Genomic DNA, 22,519 nt, shown 5'->3' on the forward strand with positions numbered 1-22,519 from the left:
CGCGCCCGGCAGGCGACAGCCGCGACCACACGGCGGACGGGAGGCGCGGTGCCTGTTGGCACCGCGCCTCCCGGCCGTCTCCTGGTCGCGTCCGGCTGCTGCTCAGGGCCCGGACGCGACCCGTTCCGTCAGGACCGCAACCAGGCGGTCCCCACGCCCGACAGTGCGCCGTCCGCCACCGGCGCGGAGGCGAGCAGGAGCTCGCCGGCGGGCAGCGCGTACGGCTCGTCGCCGAACACCGTGACGCTCGTCCAGCCGTTCGGCCGGCGGAAGGCGAGCACGTCGTCGCGACCGGTCTCGAGCCACTCGAGGTGCTCCTCGGACTGCAGCTGGCCGCGCAGGCCCAGCGCCTTCCGGTACAGGTTCAGCGTCGAGTCGGGGTCGGCGTCCTCGGCCTCGACCGAGACGTCTGCGAACCACGCCGGCTGCGGCAGGTGCGAGCCACCCTCGCCGAACCCGAAGGACGACCCCTGTCGCGTCCACGGGATCGGCACGCGGCATCCGTCGCGGCCCACGTCGACGCCGGGGTTGCGGAAGAACGCCGGGTCCTGTCGCTCGGCGTCCGGGATGTCGCCCACCTCGTGCAGCCCGAGCTCCTCGCCCTGGTACAGGTAGGCCGAACCGGGCAGCGCGAGCTCGAGCAGCGTCGCCGCCTGCGCACGACGGAGCCCGAGCGCGCGGTCGAGGTCGGCCTGCGACCCGCCGGCGAGCAGCCATGCGGCGCCCTGCTTCTGCTCGGAGCCGTCGCGGGCGGGGAGCGCGTACCGGGTGGCGTGCCGGACGACGTCGTGGTTCGAGAACACCCACGTGGTCGACGAGCCGGACTGCTCGGCCAGCCCGAGGTTGAACTCGATGATCGTGCGGAACTGCTGCGCGTCGAAGTCGGCCTCGAGCAGGTCGAAGTTGAACGCCTGTCCGAGCCCCTCGGCGCTGGCGTACCGCGCACGACGGTCGGCGGCGACCCAGGCCTCGGCCACCGCGGTGCGCGCCGGCGTGTACTCGTCGAAGACCTTCCGCCACTCGGCGTAGATCTCGTGCACGTCGTCACGGTCCCAGAGGATGTGCTGACCGTCCTTCGGTGCCGCGAGGACCTCGGCCCACGACGGCAGGGGCCCGGACGGCAGGTCCTTCGCCAGGCCGTGTGCGACGTCGATGCGGAAGCCGTCGACCCCGCGGTCGGACCAGAACCGCAGCGTGTGCAGGAAGTCGTCGCGGACCTCGCGGTTCGCCCAGTTCAGGTCGGGCTGCTCCGCCGCGAAGTTGTGCAGGTACCACTGGCCGTCGCCGACGGCGGTCCACGCCGGGCCGCCGAAGATCGACACCCAGTCGGCCGGCGCCTCCGACCCGTCGGGGCCGCTGCCGTCGCGGAACACGTACCGGTCGCGTGCGGGGCTGCCCGCCGGCGACGCGAGTGCCTCGCGGAACCACGCGTGCCGGTCGCTCGTGTGGTTGGGCACGACGTCGACGATCACCCGGATGCCGGCGCCGTGCAGGGCGGCGACCATCTCGTCGAAGTCGTCGAGCGTGCCGAGCCGCGGGTCGACGTCGCGGTAGTCGTCGACGTCGTAGCCGCCGTCGGCGAGGGCGGACGGGTAGAAGGGGCTGAGCCAGACCGCCTCGATGCCGAGCGACGCCAGGTAGGGGACCCGCGCGGTCACGCCGGGCAGGTCGCCGATCCCGTCGCCGTCCGCGTCCGCGAAGGAGCGCGGGTAGACCTGGTAGACGCTCGCCTGACGCCACCAGGTCTCGTCGGTGGTGGTCGCTGCGGGCTGGACGGCGGTGTCGGTCACGACTGGCCTCTCGTTGTGGGTGGTGGTCGGGTTCGCGGTCGTCACTTGATCGCGCCCTGGGTCACACCGGCCATCACCCATCGCTGGGTGACCAGGTAGACGATGATCGCCGGCGCCATCGCCATCAGGTACGAGGCGAAGGACACGTTGTAGTTGTTGCTGAACTGGGTCTGGAACATCTGCTGCAGCACCGGCAGCGTCTGCAGGGCCGGGTTCGAGGTGATCAGCGAGGGCATCACGAAGTCGTTCCACGAGGCGAGGAACGCGAAGATGCCGACGGTGGCGCTCATCGGTGCGAGGAGCGGGAACACCAGTCGCCAGAACACCTGCCCCGTGCTCGCACCGTCGATGCGTGCACTCTCCTCCAGCTCGGCCGGGATCGACCGCAGGAACGCGGTGAAGAGCAGCACGCTGAAGGACAGCTGGAACATGACGTGCAGGATCGCGACACCGATCGGGTTGTCGAGCCCCGCGAGCCCGGTGAGCTTCACCTGCGACAGGGCGAGCACGGGGAACGGCAGGAACATCGCCGCGAGCAGGTAGAAGAACGACCAGCGGAACAGCCGGCGCTCCCAGTTGCGCGCGATCGCGTAGGCGGTGAACGAGGCGAGCAGGATCGTGCCGACGACGGTGATCGCGGCGATGAACACCGAGACCCCGAAGGCGCGGGGGAAGTCCGTCAGCTCCCAGGCCTGCACGAAGCCGTCAACGCTGAACGGCGCGGGCAGCGAGAACGCGTTGCCGTCGACGGCCTGCGCGGTCGTCTTGAACGCCATCGTGACGGTGACGTAGAGCGGGACGAGGACCGACAGGGCGCAGAGGGCCAGGACGATCGTGACGGGCCAGTTCGCCCGGTCGCGTCGGCCGGCGCCGCGGCCGCCGGCGGTGCGGTCGGCGTCGACGGACCGGACGCTGCCGGTCGCGGTGGTGCCGGGGCGGAGGGGAGCTTGCAGGGACATCAGAGCGCTGCCTTCCCGCGGGTGGCCCGCAGCTGGATCACGGCGATCACGACGGCGATCAGGAAGAAGATCGTCGCGTTCGCCATCTGGTACGCGTAGTCGCCGCCGCTGAAGCCCTTGAAGATGCTCATCGCCACGCTGGTGGTCGAGGTGCCCGGGCCGCCGTCGGTCAGGCCGACGATGATGTCGTACGAGTTCAGGAAGTTCTTGAACCCGATGACGAGGTTGATGAGGATGTAGCCCGCCGTCAGCGGGGCGGTGATCGAGACGAGCTGCCGCCACGAGCTCGCACCGTCGAGCGCCGAGGCCTCGTACACCTCGCCCGGGATCGACAGGACCCCGGCGATGTAGATGAGGAGCGTCGACGGGATCGCCTGCCAGGCCGTGACCACGACGATCGCGACCCAGGCGAGGTCGGGGTTCGCGAGGATGCTCTGCTCGAGCGGCGCGAAGCCGAGCGCGGTCGCGAACGCCGGCAGCGAGTTCGCGAACAGGAACGAGAACACGTACGCGATGACGATGCCCGAGATCACCATCGGCAGGACGAAGACCCCGCGGAGCGCGATCTTGCCGCGGATCTTCGACGTCAGCGCGATCGCCAGCAGGAACGCGACCGCGTTCACGACGAGCACGGTGACGAGCGAGAACCCGATGGTGAACAGGTACGCCTGCAGGATCGCGGGGTCGGAGAACACGGCGACGTAGTTCGTGAGCCCGGTGAACCGGAACTCGCCGAAGCCGACGGAGTTCGTGAAGCTCAGCACGATCCCCATCACCGCCGGGAGCGTGATCGCGAGCGTGAAGAGCACGAGCGTGGGGACGAGGAACACGAGGAAGAGCGGGTCGACGCGCTTCCCGCGTCCGCGGCTGCCGGCCTGGAGGCGCGGTGCGGCTCCGCCCCGTCGGCGGCGGTCCGCCGTCGTGATCGATCGGGTGGTCGTGGTGGCCAAGGTCGTCTCCTTACGCGGCCGACCGGAGCGCGAGCCGCGCCCAGTCGCCGTCGAGGGTGCGGAGTTGCGGTTCGGGCGCACCGCCGAAGGCGATGGACTGCAGGTAGTTCGCCACCGGGATCTCGGCGGGGATGAGCTGCGAGGCGCCGAGGTAGAAGCGCGCGTCGTCGTACGAGTCCTGCATGCCGCGGAGCGCGGGGTTCGACACCGGCGGCGAGTCCTTCCGGACCCCGAAGCCGTTGTTGTCGGCGTTGTACTCGTCGCTGACCGCCGGGCTCATCAGGAACGACAGGAACTCGCGGGCGGCCTCCTGCTTCCGGGATGCCTCCGGGATCCAGAGCCCGAGGTCGACGTTGACGCGCACCTTGTTGTCGGCCGGGTCGTCGGTCGCGGGGAACGGGAACGTGCCGAGGTCCATGTCCGGGTTCGTCTTCGCGATCTCACCGAGTGCCCACGGGCCCTGCAGGTACATCGCGGCCTTCCCCTGCGCGAACGCCAGGTTGCCGTCGCCGTAGCCCCGGCTGGCCGCACCCGCCTGGTGCCACTGCAGCAGGTCCACCATGCGGCCGACCGGAGCGGCGAAGTCCTTCTCGAACGACACCCCCGACCCCTTGCCGACCGAGGTGCCCTCGCGGTCGAGCGCCGCGAAGGTCGCCGGCACGTCGAGCATGCCGCCGACCGAGTAGTCGAACATGCCCTGCGCGATCGTCCAGTTGTCCTTGTACGTGCCGTACATCGGCGTGATGCCGGCCCGCACGAGCCGCTCGCACACGTCCGTGAACGCGCTCCAGGTCGTCGGTACCTCGAGGCCCTGCTGCGCGAAGAGCGCCTTGTCGTAGATCACGGACGCGGCGGTGACCGAGTAGGGCAGGACGCTCGTGCGCCCCGGGTAGTCGGCGGTCTGCTGCATGAGCGGCCAGAGGTCCGGGTTGATCGTGTCCCGCTCCCGCGTGTCCGAGAGGTCGGTCAGCGCGCCGTGCTCGACGAACGAGACCATCGCGTAGTTGTAGTTCAGGCACCCGAGGTCCGGCGGCCGGTTCCGCACGAAGTTCGCGGACATGTTCGACGTCGAGTCGCGGACGACCCGGATCTTCGACTGGCTGTCGTGGAACTTCGCGATGACGTCGTCGAAGTACCCGATGACCTCGGGCTTCGACACGTAGAACGTGATCGTCTCGGGGCGGCTGCTCGATCCTCCGAGCGGGGCGCACCCGGCGAGAGCCAGGCCCGCGCCGATGCCGCCCGCACCGAGCAGGAAGCCACGGCGGGTGACCCCGGCCGTGCCCCTGGTGGTGGCGTGTGCTTGCACGTCGTCTCCGTCCGTCCGGACCCGGCAGCCCTGCCGTTCCGGTCTGCGCCCCGACGTCGGTGTCGGCTCGCCGGACTAAATGTACCCAGAAAATCTAATCGCGCAACCAAATCTTCGCGCGCTAGGGTCTGTGCATGCCACAGCGCCGTGAGACCACCCGCGCGACCAGCGCCGAAGCGGTCCTGGCCTGGGCGTTCGGCACCGGGGCGTTCACCGCGTCCGAGGCGATCGACGCCACCGGGCTCACCCGCTCGACCGTGCTCGCCGCGTGCACCGAGCTCGTGCGGCTCGGGTGGCTCCGCGACCTCGACGACGCCCGAGCCGCCGGCGAGTACCGCAAGGGGCGCCCCGCCCGGCGCTCCGAGCTCGACGAGACCGCCGGGGTCGTCGTCGGTGTCGACGCGGGACAGCACCGGGTGACGGCCCTCGTCGCCGATCTCCGCGGCACCGTCCTGGCCCGCGCCGAGGGGTCCCTCGGCGAGTCGGGACTCGAGGTGCCCGTCCGTCTGCGCGTCGTCGAGGAGACCGTGGCGTCGGCGCTCGCCGCGGCCGGGGTGGCCCCGGACCGCGTGCTCGCGACGGTCCTCGGCATCCCGGCGCCCGTGGACGCGGCGGGGGAGTCGCCCGACGACGGCGGGTTCTGGGACAGCATGAACCCCGGCTTCGCGGCGGTCGTGCCGCACGGCGTCGTCGTCGTGGAGAACGACGCGAACGCGGCGGCCCTCGCCGAGCGCCCGTCCTCCGGCGACGCCTCCTTCGCCGCCCTGCTGTCGGGCGAGCGCTTCGGTGCCGGTCTGGTGGTGGACGGCGCGCTGCTCCGTGGCGCCCGTGGTGGCGCGGGGGAGCTCCGCGTGCTCGACCTGGTGGACGGCGTCTCGTCGTCGGACGGTATCGGGCGCACGGCGCGGACGCTCGTGCGGCAGGCCCGCGCCGAGGGACGGGTCCCCGTGGACTCCCTGCTCGGCGGGGACGACGAACCGGACGCCGCCGTGGTCCTCGCCGCCGCGGCACTCGGGGAACCGCTCGCGCTCGAGGTCGTGGACGGGCTCGGCGACCGGCTCGCCCGGGTGTGCGTGCTGCTCGCGAGCCTGCTCGACATCGACCGGGTCGTGGTCGCCGGGGCGATCGCCGATGCGGCCGGCCCCGTGATCGACCGTGCCCGTGAGCACCTGGCGGCGTGGGACCTCGACCCGACGCCCGAGGTCGTGGCCTCCCGCCTCGGCGGCGACGTCGTCGCGCTCGGGGCCGTCGCCCGGGCGCTCGACGTGGTGCGCGCGGACCCCCTGGCGTTCCCGCTGCCCGCGGAGGCCCCCGTCCTGGCGACCTGACCGTCGGTCCCGCTGCCGTCGACCAGCGACGCGGGCTACCGGGGGACCGGCACGAGGCGCTGCAGCTGGGTGACGTGCCCGGGTTCGAGCTCGTCGAGGGAGGCGACCCCGAGCAGCCGCATGGTCCGCTCGATCTGCTCGGACAGGATCTGGATCATCCGGTCGACCCCGGCCTCGCCGCCCGCCATCAACCCGTACAGGTAGGCGCGGCCGACCATCGTGAACCGCGCGCCGAGTGCCACCGCGGCGACGATGTCCGCGCCGGACATGATGCCGGTGTCGAGGTGCACCTCGGTGTCCTTCCCGACCTCCCGCACCACGGTGGGCAGCAGGTGGAACGGCACGGGGGCGCGGTCGAGCTGCCGGCCGCCGTGGTTCGACAGCGTGATGCCGTCCACGCCCAGGTCCGCCAGGCGCTTCGCGTCCGCCAGGGACTGCACGCCCTTCACCACGACCCTGCCCGGCCACTGGTCGCGGATCCACTCCAGGTCCTCGTACGTGACGGTCGGGTCGAACATGTGGTCGAGCAGTTCGCCGACCGTGCCGGACCAGCGGTCGAGGGACGCGAACGCGAGCGGCTCGGTGGTGAGGAAGTCGAACCACCACCACGGCCGCGGGATCGCGTTCACGACGGTCTTCACGCCGAGCTGCGGGGGGATGGAGAACCCGTTGCGCTTGTCGCGGAGCCGGGCACCGGCGACGGGGACGTCGACGGTGACGAGCAGCGTGTCGAACCCGGCCCGAGCGGCCCGCTCGACCAACGCCATGCTCTTGTCGCGGTCCTTCCACATGTAGAGCTGGAACCAGTTGCGCCCGTGCGGGTTGGCGTCGCGGACGTCCTCGATCGCGGTGGTCCCCATCGTCGACAGCGAGAACGGGATGCCCGCCCGTCCGGCGGCCCTCGCCCCGGCGCGCTCGCCCTCGGTCTGCATCATCCGGGTGAAGCCGGTCGGGGCGATGCCGAACGGGCGGGACACCGGGGCGCCGAGCACCTCGCGCGAGGTGTCCACCTGCGACACGTCGCGCAGGATCGCCGGCGAGAACTCGATGTCCTCGAACGCCTGCCGGGCACGTGCGAGTGAGATCTCCGCCTCCGCAGCACCCTCGGTGTAGTCGAACGCCGCCTTCGGGGTCCGGCGCGCAGCGATCCGACGCAGGTCCCAGATCGTCAACGCGGACTCGAGCCGCTGCCGCCGACCCGGCAGCGACGGCTTCCTGAACTGCATCAGCGGGGCGAGGTCGCGGACGCTCGGCAGCTGCCGCTGCACCCGGACGCGGGCGTTCGAGGCCGGGCCGGTCGCGGCGGCGGGCGCGCCGGTCGCGGGGTCGACGCGGTGCTGGTCGTCGGTGGTGGTCATGCGTGGCTCCTGATGGTGGTGCGGTGGCCGCGGGCGTCCGAGCCCGGAGCGGGGGTGTAGCGGACCGGCTCGACGGTCCGGGCGACGAGGTCGCGCAGCGCTGCCAGCGATGCTCCTCCGAGTCCGGCGAGCCCGTTCGCGCGGGCCTGCACGAGCACGTTGCCGAGGGCCGTCGCCTCGACCGGACCGGCCAGGACGGGCAGGCCGGTCCGGTCGGCGGTGAGCTGGCAGAGCAGCCGGTTCTGGGACCCGCCGCCGACGACGTGCACGACCCGGACGTCCTTGCCGGTCACCTCGGTGATGGTCCGCAGGGTCTCGGCGTACGCGACGGCGAGGGACTCCAGGATCGACCGTACGACCTCGGCGCGCGAGCCCGGAACCGCCAGGCCCCGCTCGGTGCACCAGGTCGCGATGCGTGCAGGGAGGTCGCCGGGGGCGGTGAAGACGTCGTCGGCGACGTCGAAGACGGCCACCGGCTCGGTGACCTCCGCGGCGGCGGCGAGCAGCGCCTCCAGGTCGACGCGGTCGCCGCCACGCTCCCAGGTGCGGACGCTCTCGGAGAGCAGCCACAGCCCCGACACGTTCTTGAGGAAGCGGACACGGCCGTCCACCCCGCCCTCGTTCGTGCAGTTCGCAGCGCGCGCCGCGTCCGTCAGGACGGGTGCGTCGAGCTCGACCCCGACGAGCGACCAGGTGCCGGACGAGACGTAGGCGACGTCGTCGTCGGTCGCGGGGACCGCGACCACCGCGGACGCCGTGTCGTGCGACCCGACGAGCGTCACCGGGACGCCGCCGCCGAGGGACGGCAGGAGCGTGCCGAGTCGGTCGCCCGGATCGCGCAGGTCGGGGAACAGCCCGGTCTGGAGGCCCGTGGCGGCCACCAGGGTCGGGTCCCAACCGCGCGTGGTCGCGTCGACGAGCCCGGTGGTCGACGCGTTGGTCCGTTCCGTCGCCGTGACGCCGGTGAGCCAGTACCCGAGCAGGTCCGGCACGAGGAGCGCTCGGTCCGCCAGGTGTGCGTCCGGGTCGGCGGCGAGCTGGAACACGGTGTTGAACGGTAGGTGCTGCAGGCCGTTCCGGGCGTACAGCGCAGCGGCGGTGATCCGCTCGTGCACGGGGGCGACACCCGCCTCGTGTCGGGCGTCGCGGTAGTGGCACGGCAGCCCGAGCAGGCGTCCCTCCCGCAGGAGCGCGTAGTCGACCGCCCACGAGTCGACGCCGATGCTCGTCAGGTCGGGGGCGCGTCGGAGCGTGTCACGGAGCCCGGCGACGACCTGCCCGAGCAGGCCGACGACGTCCCAGTGCAGGGCCTCGCGGCCGTCCTCGTACAGCGCCACGGGACCGTTCGGGAAGCGGGCGACCTGCTCGGTGCGGATGCCGTCCCGGTCCACGTGGGCGAGGAGGACCCGGCCGCTCGTGGCACCGAGGTCGACCGCGGCGACGCTGCCGTCGGTGTGCATCGCGCTACCGCAGGAAGGCCGCGGCGACGCCGGCGTCCACCGGGACGTGCAGGCCGGTCGTGTGCGAGAAGTCCGACGTGCAGATCGCGTACACCGCGTTCGCGACGTTCTCGGGGACGACCTCGCGCTTCAGGATCGTGCGCTGCGCGTAGAACTTCCCGAGGTCCTCCTCGTCGACGCCGTAGGTCTTCGCCCGGCTCGCACCCCAACCGGAGGCGAAGATGCCGGAGCCGCGGACGACGCCGTCAGGGTTGATGCCGTTGACCCGGATGCCGTGCTCGCCGAGCTCGGCCGCGAGCAGTCGCACCTGGTGGGCCTGGTCGGCCTTCGTCGCGGAGTAGGCGATGTTGTTCGGGCCAGCGAACACTGAGTTCTTGCTCGAGATGTACACGATGTCGCCGCCGAGGCCCTGCTCGATGAGGACCGTCGCTGCGGCCTTCGACACCAGGAACGAGCCCTTCGCCATGACGTCGTGCTGCAGGTCCCAGTCCTGCTCGGTGGTCTCGAGCAGGCTCTTGCTGAGGGAGAGTCCGGCGTTGTTCACCACGAGGTCGAGGCCGCCGAAGTGCAGCAGCGTCGCCTGGATCGCCTGCTCGATCTCGACGGCGCTCGTGACGTTCGCAGCCACGCCGATCGCCTGGTCCGGGCCGCCGATCTCGGCCGCGGCCGCCTGCGCCTTGGCGAGGTCGAGGTCCGCGATGACGACGGCGGCACCCTCGGCGGCGAGGCGCTTCGCGATCGCCTTGCCGATGCCGCTCGCGGCGCCGGTCACGAGGGCGATCCGCGTCGCGAGCTGCTTCGGCGCCGGCATGCGCTGCAGCTTGGCCTCCTCCAGCGTCCAGTACTCGATGCGGAACTTCTCGGCCTCGTCGATGGGGGCGTAGGTGGAGAGTGCCTCGGCGCCGCGCATGACGTTGATCGCGTTGACGAAGAACTCGCCGGCGACGCGCGCGGTCTGCGCGTCCTTGCCGTAGGAGAACATGCCGACGCCGGGGACGAGCACGATGAGCGGATCCGCGCCCCGGATGGCCGGGCTGTCCGCCGTCGCGTGGCGGTCGTAGTAGGCCTGGTAGTCGACGCGGTACTGCTCGTGCAGTTCGCGGAGGCGTGCGCGCTGCTCCTCGACGCTCGCCGTGACGGGGAGGTCGAGGACGAGCGGCTGCACCTTGGTGCGGAGGAAGTGGTCCGGGCAGCTCGTGCCGAGCGCCGCGAGCTCCTCGGCGCGCGCTGACGCCAGGAAGTCCAGGACGACGTCGCTGTCGGTGAAGTGGCCGACGACGGGCGCGTCGTGGCCGGCGATGCCGCGGATCGTCGGCGCGAGTGCGGCTGCCCGGGCACGGCGGTCGGACTCGGGCAGCGCCTCGAAGCCGGGACGCACGGCGCCGAACGGCTGGTCCTTCCCGTGCTCCGCGATGTACCGCTCGGCGGTGTCGATGATCCACCGGGAGTTGGCCTCGGCCTCGGCGCTGGTGGCACCCCACGCGGTGATGCCGTGACCGCCGAGGACCGTGCCGATCGCCTCGGGGTGCTGGTCCTCGATCGCGGCGATGTCGAGCCCGAGCTGGAACCCCGGACGACGCCACGGCACCCAGACGACCCGGTCGCCGAAGATCCGCTCGGTGAGCTCCGGGCCGTCGGCGGCGGTCGCGATCGCGATGCCGGCGTCCGGGTGCAGGTGGTCGACGTGTGCGGCGTCGACGAGGGCGTGCATGGCGGTGTCGATCGACGGCGCCGCACCGCCCTTGCCGAACAGGGTGTGGTCGAACGCGGCGACCATCTCGTCCTCGCGTTCGACGCCCGGGTAGACGTGCCGCAGGGCCCGTACCCGGTCCACTCGGAGCACGGCGAGGCCCGACGGAGTCAGGGTGCCGAGGTCGCCCCCGGAACCCTTCACCCAGAGCAGCTCGACGGGCTCGCCGGTGACCGGGTCGGTGTCGGTGCCCTTGGCGGACGTGTTGCCGCCCGCGTAGTTCGTGATCCGTGGGTCCGAGCCGAGCGCGTTCGAACGGGCGACGAGGGCCCTGACCGTGTCGTCCGCGGTGGTGTCGTGCGTTGCGGGGTCCACCCGTGCCTCCAGGCTGTCGATCGTCATGTGCCTACGCGCCCCAACCGGCCTGCACGCCGCCGACGCGGTCCTCGGCGATCCGGCGCTGGTAGCCGGAGTCGAGGTAGGCCCGCATCGGGTCCGCGGGCAGACCGCGGGACTCCCGCCACTCGGCGAGGTCCTTTCGGACGTCGGTCTGGAAGGCGTCCATGAACAGCTCGTTCGCGCCGAGCACGTCGTGTGCCTCCTGCGCGGCGGTCAGCGCGACCCGGTCGAGGAGCAGTGCTCGGGCGGTCATCTCCTGCACGTTGAGCACCGAGCGGATCTGGCCGGGGATCTTGTCCTCGACGTTGTGGCACTGGTCGAGCATGAACGCCACGTCCGGGTCGTCGTAGCCGCCACCGCGGATCACCTCGACCAGGATCCGGAACAACTGGAACGGGTCGGCGGCGCCCACGATGAGGTCGTCGTCGGCGTAGAAGCGCGAGTTGAAGTCGAAGCTGCCGAGCTTCCCGAGGCGCAGGAGCTGCATCACGATGAACTCGATGTTCGTGCCCGGCGCGTGGTGGCCGGTGTCGAGGCAGACCATCGCCTTCGGCCCGAGCGCCGCGGTCTGCACGTAGCTCGTGCCCCAGTCCGGGACGTCCGTGTGGTAGAACGACGGCTCGAAGAACTTGTACTCGAGCACCAGGCGCTGGTCGTCGCCGAGCCGGTCGTAGATCGTGCTCAGGGACTCGTGCAGGCGGTCCTGGCGGGAGCGCATGTCCTCCTGTCCCGGGTAGTTCGACCCCTCCGCGAGCCAGATCTTCAGGTCGCGGCTGCCGGTGGCGTGCATGACGTCGATGCACTGCAGGTGGTGGTCGATCGCCTTCTGCCGGATCCGTTCGTCCACGTGGGTGAGGGCACCGAACTTGTAGTCGTCGTCCTGGAACGTGTTCGAGTTGACCGTGCCGAGCCGGACGCCGTGCTCCTCGGCGTGCCGCTCGAGGTCCGCGAAGTCGTCGACGAGGTCCCAGGGGATGTGCAGCGCGACGGTCGGGGCGAGGCCCGTGTACCGGTGCACCTGCGCGGCGTCGGCGATCTTCTCGTACGGGTCGCGTGGCGTGCCCGGCGTGGAGAACACCTTGAAGCGGGTGCCCGAGTTGCCGAAGGCCCAGCTCGGGAGTTCGATCTGCTGGGCCGCCAGTTGTCCGGCGATCCCCGCGAAGCTCGGGGTTGATGTCATCGTGCACTTCCTCGTGGTCGATTGAATCGTTTCATACGGTACGCCTCGCAGCGTCGGCGCGCAAGCGGTGCGGCCTGGTGGCGGAGCAACCTGGTGATCCGAACCAGGGATCCGACGTCGAACCAGGCACCGGAGCTGGTTCGACGTCGCTTCCGTGGTTCGTCACAGGCCAGGCTCCCCGCCGGCTCCCCGCCGGCTCCCCGCCGGTGCCCCGCCACACCGCGACGCCGCTACGCAGGTACGCCCGCCGGCGCCCGGAACGTGTGCGTGCCGGCACCGACCGGCCGCTCCTCGGCCCCCGGGAGCACCACCACCGCGTCGACGCCCTCCGGCACCGTGGCCTCGACGACGAGCTCCCCGTCGACGAGCTCCCACCGGACCGCGATCCGCCCGTGCACGCTCTCGTACGCGGTCGCCGCCCAGGTCAGGCCGCCGCCCGGCTGCGGTGCGATCCGCACCGACGCGTAGCCCGGCGCGGTCGCTGTCAGGCCGCCGACCACGCGGTGCATCCAGTCCGCGACGGCACCGAGCGCGTAGTGGTTGAACGACGTCATCTGCCCGGGGTTGATCGACCCGTCCGGCAGCATCGAGTCCCAGCGCTCCCACACCGTGGTCGCGCCCATCGTCACCGGGTACAGCCACGACGGGCACTCGGTCTGCAGGAGGAGCCGGTAGGCGTCCTCGAGGTGCCCGGTCTGCGTCAGCGCGTCGGTGATGAACGGCGTCCCCGCGAAGCCCGTCGAGATCCGGTACCCGGCGGCCGCGGCGAGCTCCGCCAGACGATCTCCGGCCACGGCCTCCTGCTCCGGCGTCAGGATCCCGAACACGATCGCGAGCGTGTACACGGTGGTCGCGTCCGACGTGATCCTGCCGTCCTCCTGCAGGTAGGTGGTCCGGAACCCGGCCTGGAGGCGCGCGGCCAGATCCCGGAACTCGCTCGCGTCCCGGCCGAGCAGCTCCGCCACCTCGGCCACGATCGACGCCGACCGGAACGCGCAGATCGTGGCGACCACGCCCTTGTCCGCCTTCGCGTCGGCCGGGGCCTCCGGCGGCGCGTCCGGGTCGAGCCAGTCGCCGAACTGGAACACCGTGTCCCAGACGTCCTGCGGGGACAGGTGGTCGCGGACCCGCCGGACGTGGGCGACCATCGAGTCGAACTGCTCCGCGAGCACGGTCGTGTCGCCGTACGCCTGGTACAGGGTCCACGGCACCCAGACGCCGGCGTCCGACCAGACCGCGGTGGCGTCCGGCTTGCCGAAGTCCTCGGCGGGGGAGTACTTCAGCACGTCCGGCACCACGAACGGGATCACCCCGTCGGCGTGCTGCTGCTCGAGCCACACGTCGCGCAGCCAGTCCTCGAGGAACGCCTTCGTGTCGAACAGGTAGGCGGCCGTGGGGGCGAAGGCGGCGATGTCGCCCGTCCAACCGAGGCGCTCGTCGCGCTGCGGGCAGTCGGTCGGCACGCTGAGGAAGTTGCCCTGCATGCCGCGGACGACGTTGTCGTGGAAGGTGTCGAGCAGCTCGTGGCTCGACGCGAACGTGCCCGTCCTGTGCAGGTCGCTGCCGACCTGCACCGCGGTGAGCGCCGCCCGCAGGTCGTCCTGCGAGCCGGGCCAGCCGTCGACGGAGGCGTACCGGAAGCCGTGGAAGGTGAAGCGCGGCTCGAAGACGTCCTCGCCCCCGCTCAGCGTGAACCGGTCCGTGGCCGCCGCGGTCCGCAGCGGGCGGGTGCCGAGCTCGTCGTGCTCGAGGACCTCGGCGTGGCGGAGCGTCAGGACCGTGCCCGCCGGTCCGGTCGCGGTGACCCGGACCCAGCCGACCAGGTTGACGCCGAAGTCCACCAGGGTCGCTCCCGACGGGCTCGTCCAGACCTCGACGGGTGCGATCTCCGCGAGCGAGCGGACCGGCGGCACGGTGTCGGCGACGAGCTCCCGTTCGCCGAGGTCCACTGTGTGCACCGCGGAGCCGCCCTCGACCGCACCCGGCCGCTGCCAGTCGTCGGGCACGCGGGCGTCGACGTCCTCGCCGTCGTAGAGCTGGTCGGCGGTGATGCCGCTCGGCAGCGCTCGCCACGACCCGTCGGTCGCGACACGCTGCTCGTGGCCGTCGGCGAACCCGATCCGGAGCTCGGCGGCACCGGCGCGCTCGTCGGTGTACCACCCGCCGCCGCCGCCCCACGCGAGGCGACCGGCGGCCCACCCGTTCCCGACGACGAGCGCGAGGACGGCATCGCCGCCCGGCTCGGTGCCGACGAGGTGGTCGGTGACGTCGTGGGAGACGACCCGCACACGCCACTCGTAGCTCGTCCACCCGGGTTCGAGCAGGTGGTCGGAGACCCGGCGGCCGCCGAGCCAGGCCTCGACCACGCCGAGGGCGCTGAGGGCGAGGGTGGCGCTCGTCACGTCGCCGTGGCCGGTGTCGAGGGTGAACTCCCGGCGCAGGATCGGTGCGCTCCCGAGGTCGTCGTCGCTCGCGAGGAACGATGCGGTCCAGGTGGTCATGTGGTGGGTCCTTTCACGCAACCGGTCGTCGTCGACCGGTGCTGGTGTCGTGGACCGAGCCGCCCGTGGTGGTGGGGCGACTCGGGGGAGGTGGTCCGTTCCTCCCGGCCGGGTCGGGCGTCAGCCCTTGACGGCGCCGCTGGTCATGCCGGCGACGATCTGCCGGTTGAAGAAGACGTAGAGGACGAGCGGCGGGATCGTGATGAGCAGCACGTCCGTGAACAGCAGGTTCAGCTGGCTGACCGACTGGCTCTGGAAGGCGTAGAGCGTCTGCTGCACCGTCGCGTTTTCGGAGCCCGGCAGGAAGTACAGCGGGTTGGTGAAGTCGTTGAACACCGTGACCGACTGCACGAGGACGACCGTGATGATGACGGGCTTGAGCAGCGGCAGGACGACCCCGAAGAACAGGCGGATCGGGCCAGCGCCGTCGAGGACCGCGGCCTCGTCGAGCTCCTTCGGGATGGTGGCGACGAAGGCGCGGAACAGCAGGATGCAGAACGACAGGCCGAAGGTCGCCTCGATGAGGATCATCCCGCCCATCGTCTTGAACAGGTTGAGCCCCTGCAGCACCCAGATCGTCGGGACGATGGCGGGCGGCACGATGAGACCGGCCAGGACGAAGAAGTTGATGACCCCGTTCCACCGGCTCGGACGGCGCTGGAGCGTGTAGCCGACCATGGCCGAGAACACGACCATCACGACGACGCTGCCGACCGTGAGCACGGCGCTGTTGACGAACGCCCGGAGGATCCCGCCGTCGCCGGTCTGCAGCACGGTCGCGAGGTTCTCCCACAGCTGGAACTGCGTCGGCAGGGTGAAGCCGAGCTGGTTCGCGTCCGCGGGTGACTTCATCGCCTGCAGCAGGATGAACACGAACGGCACGAGGAATACGACGAAGCTGACGACGATGGCGATCGTGCCGACGGTCCACCGTTGCACGGTCTCCCGCCCGACGGGCCGTCGGACCGCCGCCGCGGGGCGGCCGGCTCGTCCGAGTGCTGGTGCGGTCACAGGTCCGCCTCCTTGCGGTTGATGAGCCAGGAGATCGGCACCATGATCGCCGTGACGACGACGAAGAGCACGACGTTGCCCGCTGTGGACAAGCCGTAGAAGCCGGCCTGGTACTGCTTGTAGATCACGCTCGCGATGACGTCGCTCGTGAAGCCGGGACCACCGCCGGTCATCGCCCAGATGAGGTCGAAGGACCGCAGGCCGCCGATGAGCGACAGGATGATGACGGTCCCCATCGCGGGTCGCGAGAGCGGCAGGGTGATGTTCCTGAAGATGGTCCACGAGCTCGCGCCGTCGACACGCGCCGCCTCGAAGTACTCCTGCGGGATCGCGACAATGCCGGCGATGAAGATGAGCGTTGCGATGCCGACGCCCTTCCAGATGTCCACCGCCGCGACGCTCCAGAGCGCGAGGGCCGGATCGGTCAGCCACCCCGGTGTGGGGAGGCCGACCGAGCCGAGCACACCGTTGATGATCCCGTGGAACGGGTCCATCAGCGCCTTGAACGTGATGCCGATGCCGATGGTCGACACCAGCACGGGGAAGAAGACCACCGCTCGGAGGTACCCGCGCCCGAGCACGGGGCTCGTGAGGAGCAGGGCGAGGGCGAGTCCGAGGACCACCTTCGCCGCGCTCGTCACGAACCCGTACTCGAACGTGTGGATGAACCCCGAGACGAGCTGCGGGTCCTGGAAGAAGCGGACGAAGTTGTCGAACCCGATGAAGGTCTGGTCGAACAGCGTCCAGCGGGTGAGCGAGAAGTAGAACCCGGCGAAGGTCGGGACCGCGAAGAACACGACGTACAACGCGATCGCCGGGATGAAGAACCACGCCGGGTAGTACGAGCGCATCTTCCTGCGCGCCGGACCGGGGCCGGCCTGCATCGTCTCCGGCGGAACGGCCGCCGTCGTGAGCGTCGCGGTCACCGTCCTCACCAGCCCTTGATGCCGAGCTGCTGGGCCTGCTGCACGACGTCCTGGTCGTACTGCTTCGCGCCCACGGCGGCCGAGGAGATGCCGGAGCCGACCTGGATGCAGATCTTCTCGAGGTTCGGGCCCTTGATCGGGGACAGGAACTCGAGCGCCGGGCTCGCCTTCTCCTCGTCGAGGTACTTCTGCAGGTCACCGATCATCGGCGGGACAGAGCTCGGCAGGGAGCAGGTCGAGATGACGTACGGGCCGCCGGGCGTCCCGGTGTCGTTCTGGATCCCGCAGCCCTCGGAGGAGTTCGCGAACGCGATGAACTTCTTCGCGGCGGAGAGCTTGTCACCGGTCGTCGTCTTCGGGACGTACAGGCCGTTCGGCTCCCAGATCGTGAGTCGTGTGTCGGACGCGTCCTGCGCCGGGATCGCGAACGCGCCGATGTCGTCGACCTTGCTCGGGTTGTCCTGCTGGATCGTCGAGATCGCGTTCGTGAGCATCGGGTACTGGGCGCCGGTGCCCTCGGCGAGCATCTTGAGACCGTTCGCCTGGGTGGCCGACGCGTAGTCCTGGTTGAGCAGGCCCTTGTCCTCGACCTCGGCGAGGTGGTCGAAGCCGGCGAAGGCCGGGTCCTTCGTGTAGGGCTCCTTGTGGTCCGTGTACTCGGAAGCCCAGTCCGACTGCTGCGCGGTGATGTTCGCGAAGTCGGCGAGGACGAAGAGCTGGCTCGTCCAGGTGTCGCCGTACGTCTGGATGATCGGGGCGACGTCGCCGGCGTCCTTGATCTTCTCGCTGTTGGCGATGAACTCGTCCCACGTCGTCGGGACGCTCAGGCCGAGCTTCTCGTAGACCTTCTTGTTGTACATGATCGCGCCGCCGAAGCTCGTGCCGAACGGGGCGCCGTACATGCCCTTGCTCGTGCTGACGACCTTCGTGAACTGCGGGTCGACGTCCTTCGCCCACGACTGGTCGGAGAGGTCGACGAGGGTGTTGTCCGGGTTGAGCGCCTGCAGGAGCGAACCGGAGTTGTAGTTGAAGACGTCGGCCATCTCGCCGGTGGACAGCTGCGTCTTGATCAGGTTGTCGCCGTCGGTGCCCTGCGGGCGGGTGTCGAGCTTCACCGTGATGTCCGGGTTCGCCTTCTCGAAGGCGGCGATCAGCGGCTTCGCGGTCGCGGCGGTGGCCGGACCGTTGTCGATCAGGTAGCTGATCTCGACCTTGCCGCCGCTGCTGCCGCCGGAGTCGCCGGACGAACACGCGGTCAGTCCGCCGATCAGGACCGCCGCGCCGCCGATGGCGATCAGACGCGTGGTCAGGGAACGAGCTGACATTCCTTACCTCCTCGTAAGGCCCGGTGTGGGGTACCCCGGGTGGAACGGACCCGGTCCGCCGCTACGGTGCGGAGTCCGGTGCTGGTGCTTAGAACGTTTCAATCGGAATGGAACCACGGCGGTTGAAGCGTGTCAATTGCTGATCCCGATTCGTGACGAAGTGCGCGCTCACTCGGTTCCCGTCCGGCGGATCGGCTCCGTGGCCACGGGCCGGTCGCCGCGCACGCGCTCGGCCGGGCGATCCCCCCGGTCCGCTCCTACGCCTCGGTCCGCCGCGGGTCGCTCGGCCGCCCCGCCCGGGCCGCCGCGACCGCCCGCGCCCGACCCACCGTGCTCTCCCGGGGGACGAGCTCGCTGCCGAGCACCACCGTCCGGTGCACGTGCGACGACGCCGGTTCCGACAGCTCCGCGTGCAACAGCTCGACCGCGACGGCCCCCATGTCCTCGCCGTGCTGCGTCACCGACGTGAGCGGCACGGCGCCGCCCCACGCGATCGAGTTGTGGTCGCACCCGGTCACCGGGATGTCCTCCGGCACGCGGATCCCCGCGGCGCGCAGCTCGGTGACGACCGCCATCGCGAGCAGGTCGGTCACCCCGAGCACGCCGTCGGGCCGCTCCTCGACGGACATCGCCGCGATCCGGGCACCGGCGTCCGTGCCGCCCGGCGGATCGATGTCCCCGGCGTCGACGTCGACGAGCGCCACGCCGGGGTGTTCGGCGACCGCCCGGAGCAGCCCCGCTCGTCGTCGTGCAACGGGCTGCAGGTCCGGTCGTGCGCTCACGAACCCGATCCGTCGACATCCCTCCTCGATCAGGTGCGTCGCCGCCACGTACCCGGCCTGCTCGTTGTCGACCACGACCGCGCACGCGTCGACGTCCTCCGGCTCGTGGTTCACGTAGACGACCGGGAGCCCGTGTTGCCGCGCCGCTTCGACCTGCGCCCGCGAGGTCGTCATCGACGCGAGCAGGATCCCCGACACCCGCGTGCTCTCCATGAACGCCAGGTGCTCGGCCTGCGCGTCGAGGTCGTCGTCGCTGTTCGTCACGATCAGCGTGTCGCCCCGCTCGCGCGCTGCTGCCTGGGCGCCGCTGACCATGTCCGTGAACAGGGAGTTCCGCAGCGAGGTCACCACGAGTCCGATGGAGCGCGTCCGTCCGGAGACCAGCGCACGGGCGTTCCGGTTCGGCGTGTACCCGAGGGCCGCGATCGCGTCGCGCACCCGGGCCGCCGTCGCATCGGCGACGCGTTCCGGGTGGTTCAGCACGTTCGAGACGGTCGCCAGCGACACACCCGCCCGGGCGGCCACGTGGTGCACGCTGGGCGGTGCGTCGCGGCGGGGGACGTGCACCATGCCTCGATGCTAGGGGTGCGCCTGCGCCGGACGGGAGGCGCGGTGCCGGGCCGCCCCGCGCCTCCCGGCCGGTCGTGGGCGGGTCCGCGACCGGGCGGGTCAGCGCTCGGGTACGGTGGACTGCCGGACCACGAGCTCCGGCGTGAACTCGACGTGCTCCAGCGCGATGCCCTGCCCCTGCTCGACCTGCGCGACGAGCAGTTCGATGGCCCGGCGGCCGAGGTCCTGCGCCGGCTGGCGGACCGAGGTCAGCGGCACGACGGCGGCCTCGGCGAAGGCGATGTCGTCGTACCCGACGATGGCGACCTCTTCCGGCACCCGGACCGAACCGCGCATGATGAACGCCTGCTCGAGCCCGACGGCGAGCAGGTCGTTCGCCGCGAAGACGGCGTCCGGGCGCTCCGTGGCGGGGCGGGCCTGGAGCTCCTCGCCGATCCGGCGGCCCTCGAGGACCGACAGCGACGTGGTCGGGAGGACCTCGAGCGTGGCGCCGGCCTCGGCTGCTGCGGCCGCGGCGCCCGCGTGGCGGTCGGCGACCTGGCGGATGCCGGAGGGGCCGCCGACGAACGCGATCCGGCGGCGTCCGATCCCGGTGAGGTGCTCGACGGCGAGTCGGCCGCCCGCGACGTCGTCGACGGAGACGGACGCGAAGTGGTCGTCGTCGGCGCGACGGTCCACCAGCACGACGGCGGTGCCCTGGTCGCGGAGCCGTTCGAGGCGTGCGAGGTCGTCGCCCGCCGGGGAGACGAGCAGGCCGGCGACGCGGCGTTCCTCGAACAGGTCGACGTACGTCTGCTCGCGGTCGGCGGACTCGTCCGAGTTCCCCACGAGGACGGCCAGGCCGCGGGTCATCGCAGCGTCCTCGGCGCCGCGGGCGACGTCGGTGAAGAACGGGTTGCCGCCGTCGAGCACGATGAGACCGACCGTGGAGCTCCGGCCCGCCCGGAGCTGCCGCGCCGAGTCGTTGCGCACGAAGCCGAGCTCGGCGATCGCGGCCTGGACCCGGTCGACCGTCCCGGGCGCGACCTTGTCCGGTCGGTTGAGGACGTTCGAGACCGTGCCGAGGGACACGCCAGCGAGCGCTGCGACCTCCCGAACGCTCACCGCCATGTCGTCATCCTGGCACGGGGTGGGTGCCGGACCGCTCAGTGGATCGTCACCGGCAGGCCGACAGCAGCAGCGCGGCGGCCAGCACCAGCGTCGAGCCGGTCGTCCGCACGCGTCCTCGTCCCACGGGGCCAGGGAAGCACGTCCGCGGTCGGGTGAGGATCACGATCCGGCATCGACCGCCGGTGGTTGCAGGTGAACCGTACCGATCGTACGATCAGTACATGTACAACCTGCCCGCGAGCGAAGCCCGTCAGCGGTGGTCCGACCTGCTCGACCACGCGCACCGCGAACCGGTGGCGATCACCGTCCGAGGTCGGGAGCAGGTGGTCGTGCTCGAGGCGGACCTGGCACACCGCGCGCTGCAGGCGCTCGAGGACGCGATCGACCGAGCAGCGGTCGACGCCGTCCGTCGCGAGTTGGAGGACGACCCGCAGACCCTCCCGCTCGAGGACGTCGCTCGTGAGCTCGGGATCACGCTTGACTGATGTTCCCCCGCCGGAGTACCGGGTCGAGTTGACGAAGCGCGCGGCGAAGACGCTCGCCAAGGTCGATCGCGCCGTGCAGCGTCGTCTGCTCGCGGCGTTGGTGCTGCTACGGTCCACGCCGCGTCCGCCCGGTGCCACGGCGCTCGTCGGACGCCCGGGGGAGCTCCGTGTCCGGGTCGGCGATCACCGCATCGTGTACGAGGTCGTCGACGACCGCCTGGTCGTCCTGGTGCTGGTGATCGGCCACCGTCGCGACGTCTACCGGTAGACGTCGTCACGTGCAGGCCGGAGGGCTGTCCGTCCACGGCGGCCGCCGGGGGTCAGCGCGGGATCGCCGCCAGGACCTCGGCGGCCCGGGCCGTGTCCTCGGCACTGACGTCGAGGTGCGTCACGAGCCGGACGCTCCGCGGCCCGAGCTGCATGACCCGGACACCCTGCTCCGCCGCCGCCGTGACGAAGGCCGCGGGGTCGGCCACGTCCGCGAACACGATGTTCGTGTCGACCGTCGCCGGGTCGACGCCGAGCGCCGCCGCGAGCACCCGCGCGTTGGTGTGGTCCTCGGCGAGCCGCTCGACGTGGTGCTGCAGCGCGTACCGGCCGGCGGCCGCGAGGAAGCCGGTCTGCCGCATGCCGCCGCCGTACCGCTTCCGCCAGGTCCGGGCGGCGGCGACGTGCTCGCGGGAACCGACGAGCACCGAGCCGACCGGTGCGCCTAGGCCCTTCGACAGGCAGACGGACACGGTGTCGAAGCCGTCGGCGAGCTCGCGGAGGGGGACCCCGGACGCGACGTGTGCGTTCCAGAGCCGGGCACCGTCGAGGTGCACCGCGATGCCGTGCTCGCGGGCGAAGGCCTGCACCGCCGTGACCTCGTCGCGGGGTTGGACGGTGCCGCCGCCGAAGTTGTGCGTGTTCTCGATCGCGATCGCCGTCGTCGACACGCTGTACGCCCCGGCGTTCGGCTCCGCGACCTCGGCCACCGCCGCGGCGACGAGCCGTCCGCGCTCGGACGGCCAGGTCCGTGTGGTGATGCCGGAGAACACGGCGGCCGCACCGAGCTCCGCCCGCACCACGTGGGCGCGGACGTCGGCCAGCAGTTCCTCGCCGGGGGCGACGTGCAGCCGCAGCCCGAGCTGGTTCGCCATCGAGCCGGTGGGGGTGAAGAGCCCGGCCTCGTGCCCGAGCAGGTCCGCGACCTCCCGCTCGAGGGCGTTCGTCTCCGGGTCCTCGCCGAAGACGTCGTCGCCGACCTCGGCCTCGGCCATCGCCCGGCGCATCGCCGGGGTCGGGCGGGTGACGGTGTCGGAGCGCAGGTCGATCGGGGCGTCGGTCACCAGGCAACGCTAACGCGCCGTCCAGACCGTGGACGACCGGCGTCGCTACCGTGTG

General features: G+C 71.4%; 18 protein-coding genes. 3 read left to right on the forward strand and 15 right to left on the reverse strand.

All coding sequences use genetic code 11. From position 1 onward, the window contains the following. Positions 1-128: 128 nt before the first annotated feature. Genes QUG92_RS00465 through QUG92_RS00480 form a run of 4 tightly spaced genes read right to left on the reverse strand, consistent with a single transcriptional unit; the run spans position 129 to position 5,008 of the window. Positions 129-1,871 (reverse strand): glycoside hydrolase family 13 protein, encoded by a 1,743-nt coding sequence (locus tag QUG92_RS00465; RefSeq protein ID WP_434533028.1) that lies wholly within the window; start codon positions 1,869-1,871, stop codon positions 129-131. Beyond that, positions 1,832-2,749 (reverse strand): carbohydrate ABC transporter permease, encoded by a 918-nt coding sequence (locus QUG92_RS00470; protein ID WP_069713415.1) that lies wholly within the window; start codon positions 2,747-2,749, stop codon positions 1,832-1,834. The genes QUG92_RS00465 and QUG92_RS00470 overlap by 40 nt, the downstream gene beginning before the upstream one ends. Next, a complete protein-coding gene (locus QUG92_RS00475; protein WP_259346045.1) occupies positions 2,749-3,699 on the reverse strand; it encodes a carbohydrate ABC transporter permease in 951 nt (316 codons plus the stop codon). Before QUG92_RS00475 ends, QUG92_RS00470 begins: the two co-directional genes overlap by 1 nt. Before the next feature lie 10 nt (positions 3,700-3,709). Next, positions 3,710-5,008: an ABC transporter substrate-binding protein gene (locus tag QUG92_RS00480; protein ID WP_289457170.1), complete on the reverse strand. Its 1,299-nt coding sequence runs from the start codon at positions 5,006-5,008 to the stop codon at positions 3,710-3,712. A 134-nt stretch (positions 5,009-5,142) separates the two neighbouring features. Between QUG92_RS00480 and QUG92_RS00485 the strand changes: the two genes are divergently transcribed. Next, complete coding sequence (locus QUG92_RS00485; RefSeq protein ID WP_289457172.1) at positions 5,143-6,336, forward strand: ROK family protein; 1,194 nt, start codon at positions 5,143-5,145, stop codon at positions 6,334-6,336. Positions 6,337-6,371: 35 nt separating this feature from the next. Here QUG92_RS00485 and QUG92_RS00490 read toward each other — a convergent pair whose 3' ends face one another. The 10 genes from QUG92_RS00490 to QUG92_RS00535 form a co-directional block, all read right to left on the reverse strand. Beyond that, positions 6,372-7,562, reverse strand: a complete 1,191-nt coding sequence (locus tag QUG92_RS00490) for an alpha-hydroxy acid oxidase (RefSeq protein ID WP_259346052.1) — start codon at positions 7,560-7,562, stop codon at positions 6,372-6,374. A 128-nt stretch (positions 7,563-7,690) separates the two neighbouring features. Next, positions 7,691-9,154 carry a rhamnulokinase gene (locus tag QUG92_RS00495; protein WP_289457173.1) on the reverse strand — a complete coding sequence of 488 codons (1,464 nt, stop codon included), beginning with the start codon at positions 9,152-9,154 and terminating at the stop codon, positions 7,691-7,693. A gap of 4 nt (positions 9,155-9,158) precedes the next feature. Then, positions 9,159-11,246, reverse strand: coding sequence for a bifunctional aldolase/short-chain dehydrogenase (locus QUG92_RS00500; protein ID WP_289457174.1), 2,088 nt, complete (start codon positions 11,244-11,246; stop codon positions 9,159-9,161). Between the two features lie 4 nt (positions 11,247-11,250). Beyond that, the gene (rhaI, locus tag QUG92_RS00505; RefSeq protein ID WP_289457176.1) at positions 11,251-12,423 is read right to left on the reverse strand and encodes an L-rhamnose isomerase; all 1,173 of its coding nucleotides are present in this window, start codon (positions 12,421-12,423) and stop codon (positions 11,251-11,253) included. A 230-nt stretch (positions 12,424-12,653) separates the two neighbouring features. Further along, positions 12,654-14,924 (reverse strand): family 78 glycoside hydrolase catalytic domain, encoded by a 2,271-nt coding sequence (locus QUG92_RS00510; RefSeq protein ID WP_289457178.1) that lies wholly within the window; start codon positions 14,922-14,924, stop codon positions 12,654-12,656. A 120-nt stretch (positions 14,925-15,044) separates the two neighbouring features. Beyond that, positions 15,045-15,863 (reverse strand): carbohydrate ABC transporter permease, encoded by an 819-nt coding sequence (locus QUG92_RS00515; RefSeq protein WP_259346053.1) that lies wholly within the window; start codon positions 15,861-15,863, stop codon positions 15,045-15,047. A gap of 68 nt (positions 15,864-15,931) precedes the next feature. Then, positions 15,932-16,861 carry a carbohydrate ABC transporter permease gene (locus tag QUG92_RS00520; RefSeq protein ID WP_411469343.1) on the reverse strand — a complete coding sequence of 310 codons (930 nt, stop codon included), beginning with the start codon at positions 16,859-16,861 and terminating at the stop codon, positions 15,932-15,934. Positions 16,862-16,866: 5 nt separating this feature from the next. Beyond that, positions 16,867-18,186 (reverse strand): ABC transporter substrate-binding protein, encoded by a 1,320-nt coding sequence (locus QUG92_RS00525; protein ID WP_289457180.1) that lies wholly within the window; start codon positions 18,184-18,186, stop codon positions 16,867-16,869. 257 nt (positions 18,187-18,443) lie between these two features. Beyond that, on the reverse strand, positions 18,444-19,538 hold the full coding sequence (locus QUG92_RS00530) for a LacI family DNA-binding transcriptional regulator (RefSeq protein WP_182045630.1): 1,095 nt from the start codon (positions 19,536-19,538) through the stop codon (positions 18,444-18,446). Positions 19,539-19,637: 99 nt separating this feature from the next. Continuing rightward, positions 19,638-20,648 carry a LacI family DNA-binding transcriptional regulator gene (locus QUG92_RS00535; protein ID WP_182045631.1) on the reverse strand — a complete coding sequence of 337 codons (1,011 nt, stop codon included), beginning with the start codon at positions 20,646-20,648 and terminating at the stop codon, positions 19,638-19,640. 221 nt (positions 20,649-20,869) lie between these two features. Here QUG92_RS00535 and QUG92_RS00540 point away from each other — a divergent pair, with 221 nt between their 5' ends. Both QUG92_RS00540 and QUG92_RS00545 read left to right on the forward strand, forming a co-directional pair. Continuing rightward, positions 20,870-21,133 (forward strand): type II toxin-antitoxin system prevent-host-death family antitoxin, encoded by a 264-nt coding sequence (locus tag QUG92_RS00540; RefSeq protein ID WP_182045632.1) that lies wholly within the window; start codon positions 20,870-20,872, stop codon positions 21,131-21,133. Next, complete coding sequence (locus QUG92_RS00545; protein ID WP_289457182.1) at positions 21,126-21,401, forward strand: type II toxin-antitoxin system RelE family toxin; 276 nt, start codon at positions 21,126-21,128, stop codon at positions 21,399-21,401. The genes QUG92_RS00540 and QUG92_RS00545 overlap by 8 nt, the downstream gene beginning before the upstream one ends. Positions 21,402-21,453: 52 nt before the next feature. Here the strand turns inward: QUG92_RS00545 and QUG92_RS00550 are convergent, their stop codons facing one another. After that, on the reverse strand, positions 21,454-22,464 hold the full coding sequence (locus tag QUG92_RS00550) for a threonine aldolase family protein (protein WP_182045634.1): 1,011 nt from the start codon (positions 22,462-22,464) through the stop codon (positions 21,454-21,456). Positions 22,465-22,519 lie beyond the last annotated feature (55 nt).

The sequence above is a fragment of the Curtobacterium citri genome, assembly GCF_030362955.1.
GTDB lineage: Bacteria > Actinomycetota > Actinomycetes > Actinomycetales > Microbacteriaceae > Curtobacterium > Curtobacterium citri.

What these genes read in the sequence shown, in the direction of transcription:
- QUG92_RS00465 (WP_434533028.1), bottom strand. Translation starts at nt 1,871, where the DNA reads ATGGGTGATGGCCGGTGTGACCCAGGGCGCGATCAAGTGACGACCGCG.
- QUG92_RS00470 (WP_069713415.1), bottom strand. Translation starts at nt 2,749, where the DNA reads ATGTCCCTGCAAGCTCCCCTCCGCCCCGGCACCACCGCGACCGGCAGC.
- QUG92_RS00485 (WP_289457172.1), top strand. Translation starts at nt 5,143, where the DNA reads ATGCCACAGCGCCGTGAGACCACCCGCGCGACCAGCGCCGAAGCGGTC.
- QUG92_RS00490 (WP_259346052.1), bottom strand. Translation starts at nt 7,562, where the DNA reads ATGCAGTTCAGGAAGCCGTCGCTGCCGGGTCGGCGGCAGCGGCTCGAG.
- QUG92_RS00495 (WP_289457173.1), bottom strand. Translation starts at nt 9,154, where the DNA reads ATGCACACCGACGGCAGCGTCGCCGCGGTCGACCTCGGTGCCACGAGC.
- QUG92_RS00500 (WP_289457174.1), bottom strand. Translation starts at nt 11,246, where the DNA reads ATGACGATCGACAGCCTGGAGGCACGGGTGGACCCCGCAACGCACGAC.
- rhaI (WP_289457176.1), bottom strand. Translation starts at nt 12,423, where the DNA reads ATGACATCAACCCCGAGCTTCGCGGGGATCGCCGGACAACTGGCGGCC.
- QUG92_RS00510 (WP_289457178.1), bottom strand. Translation starts at nt 14,924, where the DNA reads ATGACCACCTGGACCGCATCGTTCCTCGCGAGCGACGACGACCTCGGG.
- QUG92_RS00525 (WP_289457180.1), bottom strand. Translation starts at nt 18,186, where the DNA reads ATGTCAGCTCGTTCCCTGACCACGCGTCTGATCGCCATCGGCGGCGCG.
- QUG92_RS00530 (WP_182045630.1), bottom strand. Translation starts at nt 19,538, where the DNA reads ATGGTGCACGTCCCCCGCCGCGACGCACCGCCCAGCGTGCACCACGTG.
- QUG92_RS00535 (WP_182045631.1), bottom strand. Translation starts at nt 20,648, where the DNA reads ATGGCGGTGAGCGTTCGGGAGGTCGCAGCGCTCGCTGGCGTGTCCCTC.
- QUG92_RS00540 (WP_182045632.1), top strand. Translation starts at nt 20,870, where the DNA reads ATGTACAACCTGCCCGCGAGCGAAGCCCGTCAGCGGTGGTCCGACCTG.